The organism is Halomonas sp. SL1, from assembly GCF_003030865.2.
Taxonomy (GTDB): domain Bacteria; phylum Pseudomonadota; class Gammaproteobacteria; order Pseudomonadales; family Halomonadaceae; genus Halomonas; species Halomonas halophila.
On sequence record NZ_PYUQ02000012.1, the window covers coordinates 243,310 to 259,403 of the forward strand.

Genomic DNA, 16,094 nt, shown 5'->3' on the forward strand with positions numbered 1-16,094 from the left:
ACTTCTATGCCCACCATCCAGTTGAGCACTTGATGCGTACCCTGGTCGTTGTCCGCTCCCTGAAAATGGGCGGCATGGAGCGTGTGGCGGTCAACCTGGCTGATGCCTTCGCGGAAGCTGGGCACGAGAGCCATCTGCTCAGTTTTCGCGAGGTGGCCGATCCTCTGCGTCCGGCACGCGACGAAGTACGAGTGCATCGGCTCAACCTGCGCTGGTGGAGCCGGCTGACCGGTGTCGGCTTGCTGCTGGAGCTGTTCGCTCGCCTCGTTATCAACCCGCTCATGAAGCGCTCGCTTTTCCTGGGCACCGGTGTGATGGGCGGCTGGGTCTTTCGTTGCTGGCTAGGTTGGGCCGAGCGTCGGTATGGGCGCTTCGATCGTATCGTCTTCCGCGGCGTTGGCACCTTCGAACTCGTCTGGACCTTCCGTGATGATCGAGCGCGCTATGTGCTGGAAAACATCCTGCATGTGGAGAAGATCGGCTGGCGTGGGCACCTGATGAGTCGTTGCCTCTTTGACCGCCGTCACCTGGTGACGGTGTCACACGGCGTGGCCGAGAGCCTCGACGAAGCCGCGAAAAGCTGGGGCTTCACGCCGGCGTCGGTGACGGTCATTCCCAATCCCTGCCCGATCGACGGCATTCGTCAGGCCATGGCTGAGCCGGAGCCCGATCTGCCCGATGCCCCCTATCTGGTCAACGTCGCCCGCCTGGTACCGGCCAAGGATCATGCCTTGTTGTTACGCGCCTATGCGGCGGCCGGTACGTCGATGCCGTTGGTGCTGGTGGGCGATGGGCAGGAGCGTGAGCGGCTGGAGGCACTGGCCGAGGCGCTGGGGATCGCCGAGCGCGTGATTTTCGCGGGGCAGCGCGCCAATCCTTACCCGTGGATGCACCATGCCCGGCTGTTCGTGCTCAGCTCGCGTTTCGAGGGCATGGGCATCGTGCTGTTCGAGGCACTGGCTTGTGATACGCCGGTGCTCAGCGTCGACTGCCCCGGCGGCATTCGCGAGATCCTCAAGGGCGATCTCGAGGCCTGCATCACACCGCATTCGGTCGAGGGGCTGGCGGAGGGCATTGGCCAAGCCCTCGATCGCGACAAGCCTGCCATCCAGGAAGCCTGGCTGGAGGATTTTCGGCCCAGCACCGTCGCAGCGGCCTTCATCGCTTCAGGGAAGACAGCATCGCCCTCATGAATAATCAGGATTCGCTTACCGAGGTCTTGCGTTCGGTGCCGCTGGCACCTGCTGGAGACCCGGCGTTTGCCCCGCTTTATGATGACAGGCTGCGCTGGCGGGTTCGTCGGGCCCGTTGGCAGGTGGCCATTCGCGAGGCATTTCTCGCGCGAGTGGCCACTCGGCTCGAGTGTCGCGTGTTGCGGAGATGGCGGCGCCAGGCTGTTGGCGCCGACTGGCTGGAACAGCGAGGGTTGCCACGGCGTGCCATGGAGCAATGTCTGGGCGATGACTTGTTGCTGCAGGTCGATCCTCGCGAGCTGATTCGCAGCACCGATTGGCGCGGCTATCCCCGCCGTTCACGGCCTTCTTCCTCGGCGTTCATCTGGGAGGGCGACTGGGATCAGCGTCGTGGCAACCTGTGTTTCAGCTCGCGCTATCGGTTCATCAGTGATCTGGACGAGCATCGTGACGATCTGTCGCGAACCGAGCGCTTTGCCTCATTGCGTGAACGTCTGGCTAAGGGGCATCCCTGGTCATCCCACCAGCAAGGCGTGCTGCTGGACTCCGAGCAGCGCATTCTGTTTTATCTGCGGGTCTATCTCAGTTTTCTGGATGACATGGCGGCCCGCGGGTTCGATGCCTCGCGGGGCAAGGATGAGCTGGGGGTGGCCGTCAGTCGTGAGGGCCGGTTGATCAAGATCAATCGTGGCCTGCATCGCCTGGCTATGGCGCAGCGCCTGGGGCTTCCATCGGTGCCGGTTCGCGTGAAGGCGGTGCATCGCGAGTGGTGGCAGCGGGTCGTGGGTGGGGCCAAGGGAGATGCCGCCCTGGCGCGATTGCGCGTCGCGCTGCGTGACTGCGTGCCGGAGTTCCTGCCGGGCGAGCGCGACCCGCAGGGGTATCCGGAAGGATTCGAGTGGCCCTCGCCTCGATGTGCAGGCAGTGAGGCTGGTTTGCCTGGTAGTAAGGCGTGATCGTCATGTTGCCTTGAGCAAGGCGATGCAATGGCGTCGGTATTTTTCCCCGCGCAGCTTGTCCACTGTCAAGGACGCTTCGAGAGCCGGCCATTGGTCGGCTCTTTTTCGTGGTAGCCGGCGAACATGGGTATCGATCCAGATAAGCCGCCCATCGGCGCGGATCAGCAGGTTGTCGTAGTGCAAGTCGCGGTGGACAAAGCCTGCCTGGGCGAGCATGTCGATCTCGCGGCAGAAGCGTTTCAGGAAACGCAGCCGGCTTGGTTCGTCGCTGGCTTCGAAGACTTCGCCGGCGGGTCGGGCGTCTTGCAGGTGTTCCATCAGAAGCAGCGAGGCGTTGCGATTGCCCGGGTTGAGCGATAGCCCCCAGCCGTGACAGTGGGGCGTGGCGAGTCCGGCTTGACGGAGGATGTGAAGGCTCAGGTATTCCTTGCGAGCATCCGACTGCAGCATCAAGCGTTTCTCTACGTAATCGCGACCCAGCCATTTGATCGGTGCCTGGCGCTTGGCGTATTTATCGGGCACGACTTTGGCCAGGATTCGGCCGTCCTGTGACAAATAGAACCGGCTGCTCCCTGCTTCTTCAAATGCTGCAGTGGTCGTGGTGCGGGCCAAACGCAGCTTTTCGGGTAGCCCATTCGCATGAAAGACGAGGTAGCGTCGGCGTCTGTCATCGAAGGGCAGATCAAGAAGTTTCATCCTCTTGCGGCCTTTGATCGGTGTCGTATTGTCGTTATCAATGGTTAGCCAATGTATCGGTTTTAGACGTAAAAGTTTGCAGCTTAGCACGATTTTGTACGTTCGGTGTCCTGGGCCTAGATGCCGTTCCTCATCAGCGTCCCCTCTTTCGACTGACCTCCTCACGTCTCGCCTGATCACGCTGTCATGGGAAAAACCATCATTCTGACGGCATGTTAACAATGTAACCTTGTGTTAACGGCTGTGCCGGTCCAGCGGCATGGCGATACGCCGAGGCCGGGTGCTTCACGTCAAGAACGCTTCTGACGTTATCCAGCGCTCGGCAGGCGTGTGCCCGAAGAAAGAGGTGTTGTCGATGGCTCAGAGCGGTGCCACGTCGGCGGTCGTCACCGCGGCCCGGGAGCTCGATGGGGCTCAGGAAGGCCCCAGGCTGCTTGCCCTGACCCCCATGGAGGATGCCTGGAGCAGCGAGATGGTTCTTCCCGGGGTGGTGACCGAGAGGCAGGAGGTGTCGGTGTCGCCCGGCGGCTGGCAGTACCTGTTGCGTTGCCTGGACCCCGTGCCGCCTGGTTGGCCCCGCTCGAGGCCGCACAAGGCGCCGCTTGTGGTCAAACGGCTGGTCATGGCGGTCGGCATGCGGCGCCCCGCGCGCGTGGCGCAGAAGGGCTGGTTATTGCTCAGCTGCCCGCAGGAACGGGAGCGTATCGCCGAGCTTGTGCTGACGCCCGGCGGCCGGCATTTCCTGAACCATGCGCTGCATACCCGGCGGGAGAAGCTTGCCCATGACTTCAGCGCAGAACTCCGTGGCCTGCTCTCTCAGGCCGGTGTGTCGTCGCCAGAGGTGCTGTTCGGCCCGGAAGCGCTGATGCAGGTGTACGGCCTGAGGAAGGCCCGCTATATCGATGTGCTGACCAAGGCGACGGTCTCGCTGACGGGAGGACCGCTCCGGGTCATCGCCTCGGATGAGTTCGAACATTTCTGTGCCGATCGCACACGGCTCCTCGAGGATGCCCGGCATCGTGTCGTATTGGATGGCTTGACGTTCGTGTCTTTCGGTACGGCTCGTGCGTTCAAGCGGCATCGCGGTAGCTGGCGTGATCGCAACGATCTGAGCATGATGCAGGCCCTGGAGCGGCGCCATCGCTGGCGACTGCGCCTGGCCAGCCTGGTCGGCCGGATGCTGCCGTGACGTTCGTCGCCAGCCTGGGCCTGTCTGCTCCAGGTGTCGATGCCGAGCTCACCACCATACCCACAGCGCCCCAATCGCCGCCACGCCCAGAAACGCTGCCAGCCCAAGCCGGGCCGTGGGTTGGCGATGTTCGCCATGCTGCGTCAGATGGGGCCCCATGGGGTCGTAGCGAACGGTCAACCGGCTGCCCGGTGGCGTTCGGGAGAGAAACGCTTCGGCGGCTTCCCGGCTCGTGAAGTCGGGAACGCCGTCGAACTGGCCGTTGTCAGAGCGATATTCGTTCCCCTCGACCTCGAAGCGGTAGTGGAGGCGGGCGAGGAAGCGCCTGGGATGCTCGTCGCGGTCGGCGCGGCGGTGATGGTCGTCGACGACCTGCACCTCGGTGCGTTCGACCGTCGCCAGTGCCGTGGGCCAGCGATTCACGTCGCGTCGTTGCCAGGCGCCGCGTGCGGCCAGGGCGGCGCCCAGCCCGCAGGCCAGGGCGACGATGAGGGGAATCATGTTCGGCATGTCGGGAGTTCCTATGATCCAGTCCTTGCAACGGCTCTTTCAGGACATGATGGCGCCGGCGGCGTCGTCTGAACAGGCCGAGCCCGGCCAGGCGCTGGCGGCGGCGGTGCTGCTGTGCGAGGTGATCCGCGCGGATTATCGCCTGGAAGAGGCCGAGCTCGAGCATCTCGCGGCGATTCTCGCCGCTCGCTTCGGGCTTCCCGGCGAGGAGGCGCAGGCGCTGGTGCGCCAGGCCTGCGACGAGACGGAGTCGGCGGTGGACCACCACCGCTTCCTGCGCGCGGTGCGCGATGGCTGCGACTACGACCAGCGGGTCGCGCTGGTTCGCGAGATGTGGTCGCTGGCGCTGGTCGACGGCGACAAGCATCCGCTCGAGGAGCACCGCATTCGTCGCCTGGCCGAGCTGCTGCACGTCGGCCACGGCGACTTCATCCGTGCCCGCATCGAGGCGGAAGGCGGCGACACATGAGGCCATGCTTGCGATGCTCCGGCGCTCTTGGGGATGATGGGGTCACAGCATCGACAAGGGAATGAACGGATGAGCAGCGGCACCATTGTACTGGGAGCGGGCATGGTCGGCGTGTCGGTGGCCTGGCATCTGGCCCGGCGGGGGCAGGACGTGACCCTGGTGGACCGGCGCGCCCCCGGGCGCGAGACCTCGTTCGGCAACGCCGGCATCATCCAGCGCGAGGCGGTGCGGCCCTATCCCTTCCCGCGGGATCTCGCCACCCTGTGGCGCGTGCTGCCCAATCGCCAGGTGGATATCCGCTATCGGCCCGGCGGCATGCTCGAGGCGGCCGGCCCCCTCTGGCAGTACTGGAAACACTCCGCCCCCGATCGATATCGGCGGATCGTGCCTGAATATGCGTCGCTGATCGAGCGCTGCCTGGATGCCCACGGGGCAATGATCGAGGCCGCCGGCGCCGAGTCGCTGGTGCGCCGCGAGGGCTGGCTCGAGGTATATCGTCATCGCGCCGCGCTCCAGGCGCGTCTCGCTGAAGCCGAAGAGAACGCGGAACGGTTCGGTGTCCGCTATCGGGCCCTCGATGCCGAGTCGCTGGCCGCCATGGAGCCGAGCCTGGGAAACGATGTGAACGACGGGCTGGCGGGGGCGATTCATTGGCTGGATCCCTGGACGGTAGCTGATCCCGGCGCGCTGGTTTCGGCCTATGCCGAGGCGTTCGAGCGCGAGGGCGGGCGTATCGTCCGGGCGGAGGTCGAGACGCTGTCGACGGGGGCCGGCGGCTGGCAGGTGGGCATCGGGAGCGAGACGCTGTCGGCCGAATCGGTGGTGCTGGCGCTCGGCCCCTGGTCGCGCCGGTGGCTGTCGCGCCTCGGGGTGTCGCTGCCGCTGTTTCCCAAGCGCGGCTATCACATGCATTACGCCAGTCGAGGCGAGGCGCGGCTGCATCACTGGGTGATGGATGCGGAGGTCGGCTATCTGCTGGCGCCGATGCGGGCCGGCATCCGCCTGACCACCGGTGCCGAGCTCGAGCGCCTGGAGGCGCCGCCGCATCTCGATCAGCTGGCCGCCGCGGAGGCCAGCGCGCGTCGTCTGTATCCGCTCGGTGAGCGGCTCGACGCCGAGCCCTGGAAGGGCGCGAGGCCCTGCACGCCGGACATGAAGCCGGTGATCGGGCCGGTGGATGGGCAGGCGGGGCTGTGGTGCGCCTTCGGCCATGGCCACCAGGGCTTCACCCTGGGGCCGGCGACCGGCCAGCTGCTGGCGCAGATGATGGCGGGGGAGGCGCCGGCGATCGACATGCGACCCTTCCGGGTCGACCGCTTCTGAACCGGCCGGGGGGGAGCGCTTGGCTAGCGGGCCTTGCGCTTCTCCTTGATCATGTGAATCAGCAGCTTGACCGCCAGGGTGAAGATGAACACCAGCCAGCCGGCGGTGGCGAGCACGTTGAACAGCAGCATCTTCTGAATGCCGTCGATGGGCGTGATGAGATGCTCGATCAGGATGGCGATCAAGAACGCCAGGCCCAGGGGCAGGGCGAGGATGTGCATCCACATCTCGGTGCGTCGCTTGCGCACGTGGTAGCGGCTCAGCAGCACGCGAATCGGGCGGTGCACGAAGCTGATCATGATGAGGCTGCCCGCGATCAGCAGCGCCGCCATGGTGGGCTCGATGTTGTCGATGTACACCGAGTAGCTCACCGACCAGTAGACCAGCAGCCACATCAGGCCGGCCAGAATGGCGACGAGGTCGGCGTAGTGACGAACCTTCGGCATGTTCTCTCCCAGGAAACTGTCGGACGTGTCGCGGATCCGCCATGAGCCCGGCCTCTTGGCCAAGGCCGCCCGACGTGACGCGGGCAGTCGCGCGACTCACGTCCGCGGGTCGCGGCGAAGGCTCGACAGGCCTGGCAGGATCGGCGCCTATGATACGGCATCGCGGCGGGCCGGCGCACCCGCGTTCGTCAGCGGGGCCGGCCGTCGGGCAGGGCGATGGCGCATTGCCTCTCACATCCTGCGCCTCTCACATCCCGCATCCCGCCTTGGAGGCCGCTTCCTGTATACTGCCGCCAGCGCCGGGCCTTGCGGCCCCTTTCATCCCCGGAATCGCCGAGACAGGATAGATCGTGACCTCCTTGACCCTGACCCGCCCCGACGATTGGCATCTTCACCTGCGCGATGGCGCAGTGCTGGATGCTGTGGTCCCTGCCAGTGCCCGGCAGATGGGCCGTGCCATCATCATGCCCAACCTCAAGCCGCCGGTGACCACCACCGAGCAGGCGCTGGCCTATCGCGAGCGCATCCTCGCGGCGGTGCCGGCGGGGCTCGACTTCGAGCCGCTGATGACGCTCTACCTCACCGATCGGACCGCGGCCGAGGAGATCGAGCGTGCCCATGCCTCCGGGCGGGTGCAGGCGGTCAAGCTGTATCCGGCGGGGGCCACCACCAACTCCGATTCCGGCGTGACCGACCTGGCGAACTGCGATGCGGCCATCGCGGCCATGGCGCGGCTGGGTATGCCGCTGCTGGTGCACGGCGAGGTGACCGACGCCGAGATCGACATCTTCGATCGCGAGGCGACGTTCATCGAGCGGGTGATGAAGCCGCTGCTGGCGCGTCACCCGTCGCTCAAGGTGGTCTTCGAGCACATCACCACCGCCGACGCGGCGGCCTTCGTGGCCGAGTCACCGGCCAACGTGGCGGCCACCATTACTGCCCATCACCTGTTGTTCAACCGCAACCAGATGCTGGTCGGCGGCATCAAGCCCCACTACTACTGCCTGCCGATCCTCAAGCGCGAGCGCCATCGCCAGGCGCTGATCGAGGCGGCCACCTCGGGCAGCGGCAAGTTCTTCCTCGGCACCGACAGCGCGCCCCATGCCAAGGGCGACAAGGAAAGTGCCTGCGGCTGTGCCGGCGCCTACACCGCGCCGCACGCCCTGGAACTCTACGCCACGGCCTTCGAGCAGGCCGGTGCGCTGGATCGTCTGGAAGGCTTCGCCAGCCACCATGGGCCCGACTTCTACGGCCTGCCGCGCAACACCGGCACCGTGACCCTGGTGCGCGAGGATTGGACGCTGCCGGAGAGCCTGCCCTATCCCGACGGCCAGGTCATCGTGCCGCTGCAGGCCGGCGAGACGCTGGGTTGGAAGCTGAGCGGCTAGCGGGCGGAACCGAATGGGGTCAGACCCTTAAGCGGCATTAGGATCAGAATGGGGTCAGACCCTTAAGTGGCCTTAGGGGCGGAACCCCTAAGGCCACTTAAGGGTCTGACCCCGTACCAGCCTCCGGAACCGAGAGCTGCTCATCGAGGAAGGCCAGGGCGGCGTCCATGGCGTCGTCGCGGGTCAGGAAGGCGGTGATATGGCCGCGCCATGTCTGCAGGTAAAGCTCGGCGGGAACGCCGGCGGCGTCGAGGCGACGATACATGTCGGTGGCGTGATCCACGGGGACCAGGCTGTCCCGATCGCCGTGGAACAGGAAGTGGGGCGGCGTCAGCGGGCCGACCTGGCGGGCGGGGGAGGCCAGGCGATAGGCGCGGGGCTTCTCGGCACGGGTGCCGCCGATGAATTCCCTGACCAGGCGGCCGTCGTCGAACTTCATCAGGTCGCTGGGCAGGCCGCCGGCCACCACGGCGGCCAGGCGTGTCCTCTCTCCGCCATGAGGGCGGTCGAGTGGGGAACCGGGTTGCTGTACCGCGAGCAGGCTGACGAGGTGGGCGCCGCTGGAATAGCCCACGCCGACGATGCGGTCGGTGTCGATGCGCCAGGCGTCGGCATTGTCATGCAGCCAGGTCATGGCGATCTGCAGGTCGTGCAGCTGGGCGGGAAAGCGGTGGTCGGGGGCGAAGCGATAGCCGATGTTGGTGACCACGTAGCCGCGGGCGGCCAGTCGCTCGGCGATCGGCGTCATGTCGTCGGGGTCGCGTCGCTGCCAGCCGCCGCCGTGGACGACCAGCGCCGCCGGGCGACGGGCGTCGCCCGGCGTGTCCGGCAGATAGACCCGGGCGGTCAGCGGGGCAGGCCAGTCCGGCGGTGTGTAGACGCGGTCGGGAAGCCGCCGGAAGCTGGTCTCGGCTTTGGCGGGGTTGTCCTGGGCCTCGATGGCGGGGATGCCATCGGTGCTGCGCTGGCTGGCGCAGCCGCCAAGCAGCAGGGGCAGGCACAGGGCCAATCCCAGCAGGCGGAGGCGGCAGCGTGGCATGCGTCAGTCCTCGACGGTGACGCTCGCGGTCGCCGGTTCGGCGAGCCTGGCCACCATGGCGGTGACCATGCGCGTCGAGTGGTCGGCGGCCTTGTCGAGGAACTCCTCGAAGGAAAGATGGTTGTCGCCGCCGCCGGCGATGTCGGACAGCGCGCGGATCACCACGAAGGGGCAGCCGTAGAGATGGCAGGTCTGGGCGATGGCCGCAGCCTCCATCTCGGCGGCGAGCATGGTGGGGAAGCGTGAGCGCGTGGTCGCCACCAGCTCGGGGCAGGCCATGAAGACGTCGCCGGTGGCGATCAGCCCCTCGACCACGTTGACCTCGTTCATCGCCTCGATGCACTCGCGGGCCACTGTCACCAGCCGCGTGTCGGGCAGATAGGCGGCCGGCATCTGCGGCACCTGGCCATGTTCATAGCCGAACACCACGGCGTCTACGTCGTGGTGGCGCACCTCGCTGGAGACCACCACGTCACCGATCTCGAGCCCTTCGCCGAAGCCGCCGGCGGAGCCGGTATTGATGATCGCTTCCGGCTGATACATGTCCATCAGCAGGGTGGTGCCGATGGCGGCGTTCACCTTGCCGATTCCGGACTGCAGGATCACCACCTCGACGCCGTGCAGGCGGCCGTGATGGAAGGTGGAGCCGACGTGGGTGCGGGTCTCGCGATCCTCGAGCATGTCCGCCAGTCGAGCGACTTCCTGGGCCATGGCGCCGATGATGCCGATGCGTTTCATCTATCCGGTGTCTCCGCGAAGTGAGGTGTCAGAAGGAGGGAGTCAGGCGTCTTCGCCGAAGACCTGAGCCCACTCGTCACGCTTGGCGAGAAAGCCGCGAGCGATGTCCTTGGCGCCCTCGAGGCTGTGACTGGCGGCCCAGCCGCACTGCATCTCGTTGCAGGCGGGGACTTCGCTGGCCTCGAGCACGTCCTCGAGGGTCTTCTCGATCAGCGTCAGGATGCCCTCGTAGTCGTCATGGTTGATCATCGCCCAGTAGAAGCCGGTCTGGCAGCCCATGGGGCTGATGTCGACGACCTTGTCGGTATGGTTGCGCGACATCTCGGCCATCAGGTGCTCGAGGGAGTGCAGGCCGGGCATGGCCATGTGGTCCTGATTGGGCTGACAGATGCGCATGTCGTACTTGGTGATCTCGTCGCCGTGCTGGCCAACGGTGACGCCGGCCAGACGGACGTAGGGCGCCTTGACCTTGGTGTGGTCGAGATTGAAGCTTTCGACGTTCATCTTGTCGCTCATCGGGCGGACCTCGCGAGTCGGTGGAAATCAGCGGCACATCTTAACGAAATCGGGCCACGGGTGCACGGCAGGCGCCGGTCTCCGTGGCCCTGTTGCCGGGGCCTGACCCCAAGGGGGACTGAAGGGTCTGACCCCAAGAGGGAGTTAGGCTTGAGCGTCGTGCATCTCGGCGGCGAGCAGGGTGTTCTCGAGCAGCGAGGCCACGGTCATCGGCCCCACGCCGCCGGGGACCGGCGTGATGTAGCTGGCACGGGCGGCGGCGGGCTCGAACTCCACGTCGCCGATCAGGCGGCCATCGTCCTGGCGGTTGATGCCCACGTCGATGACGATGGCGTCGTCACGGACCCATTCGCCCTTGACTAGCCCCGGCACGCCGACGGCGACCACCAGCAACTCGGCACGACGCACGTGCTCCTCGAGGTTGCGGGTGAAGCGGTGGCAGACGGTCGTGGTGCAGCCGGCCAACATCAGTTCCATGGCCATGGGGCGGCCCACGATGTTGGAGGCGCCGACCACGGTGGCGTCCAGGCCGCGCACGTCCACGCCGGTGTCCTGCAGCAGGGTAATGATGCCCTTGGGCGTGCAGGGACGCAGCAGCGGCAGGCGCTGGGCGAGTCGGCCCAGGTTATAGGGGTGGAAGCCGTCGACGTCCTTGTGGGGGAGGATGCGCTCGAGGATCGGGCGCGAATCGAGGTGGTCGGGCAGCGGCAGCTGGACCAGAATGCCATCGACGCTCGTGTCGGCGTTGAGGCGATCGACCAGATCCTCGAGCTCGGCCTGGGAGGTCTCGGCGGGCAGCTCGTACTTGATCGACTGGATGCCGGCTTCCTCGCAGGCGCGCTGCTTGTTGCGCACGTAGACGGCGGATGCCGGGTCTTGCCCCACCAGCACGACGGCAAGCCCGGGGACCCGTGCTCCGGCCTCGCGGCGTGCCTGCACCTGGCGTGCGACCTGCTGGCGGACTCGGGCGGCAATGGACTTGCCATCGATCAGTTGGGCGGACATCGAGTTTCCCTCTGGGTGAAAAGAAGACGGTGAGAAAAAGAGCGGCGATTTTCGCATGAGCCGGCGTTCAGGCAAAGCGATCTCGGGGACCGGCCGCGGGGCAGGGCGGTCATGGGGAGCAGGCGGGCGGTGATGAAGACAAAGGAGGATCGGCTAACATCCTGATCAAAGGGCATTGTGGCTTGACGAGCGCGGAGAGATCCGTAAAATACGCAGCGCTCGATGAGGCCCCTGCGGCGGCGTCGAGGCCGTGCAAGAGCCGGCGGGGTGTAGCGCAGTCTGGTAGCGCGCCTGCTTTGGGAGCAGGATGTCGGGGGTTCAAATCCCTCCACCCCGACCACAAGCTGTTGATTGAATAGAAGAAAGTTCAATTTTCTGCTTGCGGTAAGATGCTCGGGAACGTAGAATGCGCCCATAGCTCAACCGGATAGAGCAACGGCCTTCTAAGCCGTAGGTTGCAGGTTCGAGTCCTGCTGGGCGTGCCAGTCCAGATAGCGTCTAAGCGGTCTCGTGTCGGTCGAGCGAAATCGAAATGGTGGATGTAGCTCAGTGGTAGAGCCCCGGATTGTGGCTCCGGTGGTCGTGGGTTCGATCCCCATCATCCACCCCATTTCGATATCACCCCAGGCAGTGGTGGATGTAGCTCAGTGGTAGAGCCCCGGATTGTGGCTCCGGTGGTCGTGGGTTCGATCCCCATCATCCACCCCATTGCCTCCCTTCTTCTTTGTTTTTCAGTGATCTCCCGTCGTTATCGCTTCGTGACGCTGCCATCCATTTCGAGGTGGGCGGCGATTTTGTCGTTTCCGGCAGCTGCGATTGCCGCGTCCGGTCGGACCAGGGCACGGAGAATCGACGATATCCCCTTGTCTAATCGGGTGATCGCCCCCATAACTTCGTGCATGGCGCTTGCCACTGCTGGGCGGGATTCATAGAATCCTTGCCCTTGAATGTTTCAACGCTCTTCACGCAGCGCTTTTTTACACACTGAACGCCCCAGTCGGCAGAGGACAATTCATGCAAGTTTCCGTCGATACGACCTCCCAGATTGAACGCCGCATCACGGTGCAGGTGCCGGCCGCCGAAATCGACGATGCCGTTGCCGCTCGCCTCAAGGACGCCGCCAAGAACGTGCGCCTGGATGGTTTCCGTCAGGGCAAGGTGCCGATGTCCGTGATCCGCCAGCGCTACGGCCGTGGCGTGCGCGACGAGGTGGTCGGTGAGGTGATGCGCGAGCGTTACGTCAAGGCCATCACCGACGAGAGCCTGAACCCGGCCGGTAACCCGCAGATCGAAGCCCACGTCAACGAGGCGGGCAAGGATCTCGAGTTCACCGCGACCCTGGAGATCTATCCGGAAGTCGAGCTGGCCTCCATCGAGGGCACCGAAGTCGAGCGTCCGGTGGTCCAGGTCACCGACGCCGACGTCGACGAGATGATCGAGACCCTGCGCAAGCAGAACGCCGCCTGGGAAGAGGTGGAGCGTGCTGCCGAGGACGGCGATCAGGTCAACATCGACTTCCAGGGCTACCTGGGCGACGAGCCGTTCGAAGGCGGCAGCGCCGAGGGTCACGACCTGGTGATCGGTTCCGGCAGCTTCATCCCCGGCTTCGAAGAGCAGCTGATCGGCGCCAAGGCCGGTGAGGAAAAGGAGCTCAAGGTCACTTTCCCCGAGGATTACCAGGCCGAGCAGCTGGCCGGTCAGGAAGCGACCTTCAAGGTCAAGGTCAACGGCGTCAAGGCCCAGGCCCTGCCCGAGATCGATGCGGCCTTCGTCGAGAAGTTCGGCGTCGAAGACGGTGATCTGGCCAAGTTCCGTGACGAGATCACCAAGAACATGACCCGCGAGGCCAGCCAGGCCGTCGACAATCGCGTCAAGCAGCAGGTGCTCGAGGCGCTGAAGCAGGCCAACGACATCCCGGTGCCGCAGGCCCTGATTCAGCAGGAGACCGACGGTCTCAAGCGTCAGGCCGCTCAGCAGTTCGGCCTCGGCGAGGACTTCGACGTCAGCCAGCTGCCGGACGAGCTGTTCGCCGAGCAGGCCAAGAGCCGCGTGCAGATCGGCCTGCTGCTGGCCGAAGTGATCAAGGTCAACGAGCTCGACGTCTCCGACGACGAGATCAAGGCCAAGGTCGAGGAGCTGGCTCAGCAGTACCAGGAGCCGCAGCAGGTCGTCGAGTACTACATGGGCAACGACCAGATGAAGGATCAGGTCAAGTCCGCGGTCCTCGAGGAGAAGGCCGTCGACGTGCTGCTTGGCCAGGCCAGCGTCAAGGACGTCGAGATGAGCTACCAGGATGCGCTGGCCGCCGCTCAGCAGCAGGGTGGCCAGGCCGACGACGAAGAGGCCGACGAGGCCGAAGCCCAGGCCTGATGGCCGCTTTCACCCTTCCGCCCGCCGTGGGCGGAAGGGTGGACGTCCTGCCGGGATGTCGCTGATCGGCGGTGACGCATGGCGTTTTTCGCCATCGGCGAGGCGCGGCGTTGAATAGTGCGCTATTCACCCCCACCTTTCCCTGAGGTATGAAAACTCCGTGACCCCGCGAGATCAGCCCAGCCCGGCGGGCTACTGGTGTCGCCCCCACACATCGGACGCAAGGACATCACCATGAGCAACGAGTTCGATACCCAATCCGCCGGCGGCCTGGTGCCGATGGTGGTCGAACAGAGCGCACGCGGCGAGCGGGCCTACGACATCTACTCCCGCCTGCTCAAGGAGCGCGTGATCTTCCTGGTGGGGCCGGTCGAGGACTACACGGCCAACCTGCTGGTGGCACAGATGCTGTTCCTGGAGTCCGAGAACCCGGACAAGGACATCCATCTGTACATCAATTCGCCGGGTGGCTCCGTCACCGCGGGGATGTCGATCTACGACACCATGCAGTTCATCAAGCCCGACGTCTCCACCGTGTGCATCGGTCAGGCGGCGAGCATGGGTGCGCTGCTGCTGGCCGGCGGCGCGGCGGGCAAGCGCTACTGCCTGCCCAACTCGCGGATGATGATCCACCAGCCGCTGGGCGGCTACCAGGGTCAGGCCTCGGACATCGAGATCCACACCCGCGAGATCCTCGGTATTCGCGAGAAGCTCAACCAGATCCTGGCCGATCATACCGGTCAGGACTTCGAGACGATCGCCCGGGATACCGACCGCGACAACTTCATGAGCGGCCCTCAGGCGGCGGAATATGGCCTGATCGACGCCGTGCTGGATAAGCGGCCGACATCCTGATAGCGTGAAATCAACCACGCTGTGATTACGTGATTCCCGGCGGCCCACGGGCCGCCGCTGCGAGAGAGGTACGCGAATGGCCGACGGCAAAGGCAAGGACGAAGGCGGCAAGCTGCTGTACTGCTCGTTCTGCGGCAAGAACCAGAACGAAGTGCGCAAGCTGATTGCCGGCCCGTCCGTCTATATCTGCGATGAGTGTGTCGATCTGTGCAACGACATCATTCGCGAGGAGGTGCTCGATGCCGATGCCGAGAGCGACGAGGAGCGTCTGCCTGCCCCCCGCGAGATTCGTCACACCCTCGACGACTACGTGATCGGCCAGGACCGCGCTAAGATGGTGCTGTCGGTGGCGGTCTACAACCACTACAAGCGGCTGCGCTATGCGTCCAAGGACGAAGTGGAGCTCGGCAAGTCGAACATCCTGCTGATCGGCCCGACCGGTAGTGGCAAGACGCTGCTGGCCGAGACGCTGGCGCGGCTGCTCAACGTGCCGTTCACCATCGCCGATGCCACCACGCTCACCGAGGCGGGCTACGTCGGCGAGGATGTCGAGAACATCATCCAGAAGCTGCTGCAGAAGTGCGACTACGATGTGGACAAGGCCCAGCGCGGCATCGTCTACATCGACGAGATCGACAAGATCTCGCGCAAGTCGGATAACCCGTCCATCACCCGGGACGTCTCCGGTGAGGGCGTGCAGCAGGCGCTGCTCAAGCTGATCGAGGGCACTACCGCCTCGGTGCCGCCCCAGGGGGGTCGCAAGCATCCGCAGCAGGAGTTCGTCCAGGTCGACACCACCAACATGCTGTTCATCGTCGGCGGTGCCTTCGCCGGCCTCGACAAGGTCATCCGTGACCGCGCCGAGAAGGGCGGCATCGGCTTCAACGCCGAGGTGAAGAGCAAGGACGAGACCAAGGGTGTCGGCGACCTGCTGATGGACGTGGAGCCCGAGGATCTGGTCAAGTTCGGCCTGATTCCCGAGTTCGTCGGCCGTCTGCCGGTGATCGCGACCCTGACCGAGCTCACCGAGGATGCGCTGATCCAGATCCTCACCGAGCCGAAGAACTCGCTGATCAAGCAGTACGCCCGGCTGTTCGAGATGGAGAACGTCGAGCTCGACTTCCGCGAGGACGCGCTGCGTGCGGTGGCTCACAAGGCCATGGAGCGCAAGACCGGGGCGCGCGGCCTGCGCTCCATCCTCGAGTCGGTGCTGCTCGACACCATGTACGAGATTCCTTCCCTGGAAGGCGTCTCCAAGGTGGTGATCGATGCTTCCGTCATCGCCGGCGAAAGCGAGCCGCTGCTGATCTACTCCCAGCAGGAATCGCAGAAGGTCGACGGCACCGACGGCTGAGACGCCCGTCTCGCGCCGGTGCGCTGCCCGCGATCGGGCCGCGT

General features: G+C 65.4%; 16 protein-coding genes and 4 tRNA genes. 13 read left to right on the forward strand and 7 right to left on the reverse strand.

The window, feature by feature from the left end; genetic code table 11:
- Positions 1-32 precede the first annotated feature (32 nt).
- Positions 33-1,193, forward strand: a complete 1,161-nt coding sequence (locus C9J49_RS07405) for a glycosyltransferase (RefSeq protein ID WP_107181838.1) — start codon at positions 33-35, stop codon at positions 1,191-1,193.
- A complete protein-coding gene (locus C9J49_RS07410; RefSeq protein WP_181454260.1) occupies positions 1,190-2,149 on the forward strand; it encodes a hypothetical protein in 960 nt (319 codons plus the stop codon). Before C9J49_RS07405 ends, C9J49_RS07410 begins: the two co-directional genes overlap by 4 nt.
- A 3-nt stretch (positions 2,150-2,152) precedes the next feature.
- Here the strand turns inward: C9J49_RS07410 and C9J49_RS07415 are convergent, their stop codons facing one another.
- Positions 2,153-2,848 (reverse strand): lipopolysaccharide kinase InaA family protein, encoded by a 696-nt coding sequence (locus tag C9J49_RS07415; RefSeq protein WP_107181839.1) that lies wholly within the window; start codon positions 2,846-2,848, stop codon positions 2,153-2,155.
- A 280-nt stretch (positions 2,849-3,128) separates the two neighbouring features.
- Between C9J49_RS07415 and C9J49_RS07420 the strand changes: the two genes are divergently transcribed.
- On the forward strand, positions 3,129-4,037 hold the full coding sequence (locus tag C9J49_RS07420; RefSeq protein ID WP_146612972.1) for a hypothetical protein: 909 nt from the start codon (positions 3,129-3,131) through the stop codon (positions 4,035-4,037).
- A gap of 48 nt (positions 4,038-4,085) precedes the next feature.
- Here the strand turns inward: C9J49_RS07420 and C9J49_RS07425 are convergent, their stop codons facing one another.
- Complete coding sequence (locus tag C9J49_RS07425; RefSeq protein ID WP_046078588.1) at positions 4,086-4,547, reverse strand: DUF3592 domain-containing protein; 462 nt, start codon at positions 4,545-4,547, stop codon at positions 4,086-4,088.
- Positions 4,548-4,560: 13 nt separating this feature from the next.
- Here C9J49_RS07425 and C9J49_RS07430 point away from each other — a divergent pair, with 13 nt between their 5' ends.
- On the forward strand, positions 4,561-5,016 hold the full coding sequence (locus C9J49_RS07430; protein WP_046078589.1) for a TerB family tellurite resistance protein: 456 nt from the start codon (positions 4,561-4,563) through the stop codon (positions 5,014-5,016).
- A 69-nt stretch (positions 5,017-5,085) separates the two neighbouring features.
- A complete protein-coding gene (locus C9J49_RS07435; RefSeq protein ID WP_107181841.1) occupies positions 5,086-6,339 on the forward strand; it encodes an FAD-binding oxidoreductase in 1,254 nt (417 codons plus the stop codon).
- A 23-nt stretch (positions 6,340-6,362) separates the two neighbouring features.
- On the opposite strand, the gene C9J49_RS07440 is transcribed toward C9J49_RS07435, so the two are convergent.
- Positions 6,363-6,785: a hypothetical protein gene (locus C9J49_RS07440; protein WP_035593445.1), complete on the reverse strand. Its 423-nt coding sequence runs from the start codon at positions 6,783-6,785 to the stop codon at positions 6,363-6,365.
- 350 nt (positions 6,786-7,135) lie between these two features.
- Here C9J49_RS07440 and pyrC point away from each other — a divergent pair, with 350 nt between their 5' ends.
- A complete protein-coding gene (gene pyrC / locus C9J49_RS07445) occupies positions 7,136-8,173 on the forward strand; it encodes a dihydroorotase (RefSeq protein WP_046078591.1) in 1,038 nt (345 codons plus the stop codon).
- A gap of 97 nt (positions 8,174-8,270) precedes the next feature.
- Here pyrC and C9J49_RS07450 read toward each other — a convergent pair whose 3' ends face one another.
- The 4 genes from C9J49_RS07450 to folD all read right to left on the reverse strand — a co-directional run bounded on the left by C9J49_RS07450 (position 8,271) and on the right by folD (position 11,471).
- Positions 8,271-9,212 (reverse strand): alpha/beta hydrolase, encoded by a 942-nt coding sequence (locus C9J49_RS07450; protein WP_107181842.1) that lies wholly within the window; start codon positions 9,210-9,212, stop codon positions 8,271-8,273.
- A 3-nt stretch (positions 9,213-9,215) separates the two neighbouring features.
- Positions 9,216-9,950 carry a 5'-methylthioadenosine/S-adenosylhomocysteine nucleosidase gene (mtnN, locus tag C9J49_RS07455; protein WP_046078593.1) on the reverse strand — a complete coding sequence of 245 codons (735 nt, stop codon included), beginning with the start codon at positions 9,948-9,950 and terminating at the stop codon, positions 9,216-9,218.
- A 42-nt stretch (positions 9,951-9,992) separates the two neighbouring features.
- The gene (locus C9J49_RS07460) at positions 9,993-10,466 is read right to left on the reverse strand and encodes an S-ribosylhomocysteine lyase (RefSeq protein WP_046078594.1); all 474 of its coding nucleotides are present in this window, start codon (positions 10,464-10,466) and stop codon (positions 9,993-9,995) included.
- Between the two features lie 144 nt (positions 10,467-10,610).
- Positions 10,611-11,471, reverse strand: a complete 861-nt coding sequence (gene folD, locus C9J49_RS07465; protein WP_035593433.1) for a bifunctional methylenetetrahydrofolate dehydrogenase/methenyltetrahydrofolate cyclohydrolase FolD — start codon at positions 11,469-11,471, stop codon at positions 10,611-10,613.
- A 263-nt stretch (positions 11,472-11,734) separates the two neighbouring features.
- Between folD and C9J49_RS07470 the strand changes: the two genes are divergently transcribed.
- From C9J49_RS07470 to clpX, 7 genes are all read left to right on the forward strand, one after another.
- A tRNA-Pro gene (locus C9J49_RS07470) sits at positions 11,735-11,811 on the forward strand.
- Positions 11,812-11,879: 68 nt separating this feature from the next.
- Positions 11,880-11,956, forward strand: a tRNA-Arg gene (locus tag C9J49_RS07475).
- Between the two features lie 50 nt (positions 11,957-12,006).
- Positions 12,007-12,081: transfer RNA gene (locus C9J49_RS07480), tRNA-His, on the forward strand.
- A 23-nt stretch (positions 12,082-12,104) separates the two neighbouring features.
- Positions 12,105-12,179 (forward strand) — tRNA-His (locus C9J49_RS07485).
- Between the two features lie 306 nt (positions 12,180-12,485).
- A complete protein-coding gene (tig, locus tag C9J49_RS07490) occupies positions 12,486-13,841 on the forward strand; it encodes a trigger factor (protein WP_107181843.1) in 1,356 nt (451 codons plus the stop codon).
- Between the two features lie 234 nt (positions 13,842-14,075).
- Entirely contained in the window at positions 14,076-14,696 is a 621-nt protein-coding gene (clpP, locus tag C9J49_RS07495) for an ATP-dependent Clp endopeptidase proteolytic subunit ClpP (RefSeq protein ID WP_016855021.1), read from the forward strand.
- A 76-nt stretch (positions 14,697-14,772) separates the two neighbouring features.
- Complete coding sequence (gene clpX / locus C9J49_RS07500; protein WP_035593428.1) at positions 14,773-16,050, forward strand: ATP-dependent Clp protease ATP-binding subunit ClpX; 1,278 nt, start codon at positions 14,773-14,775, stop codon at positions 16,048-16,050.
- Positions 16,051-16,094 lie beyond the last annotated feature (44 nt).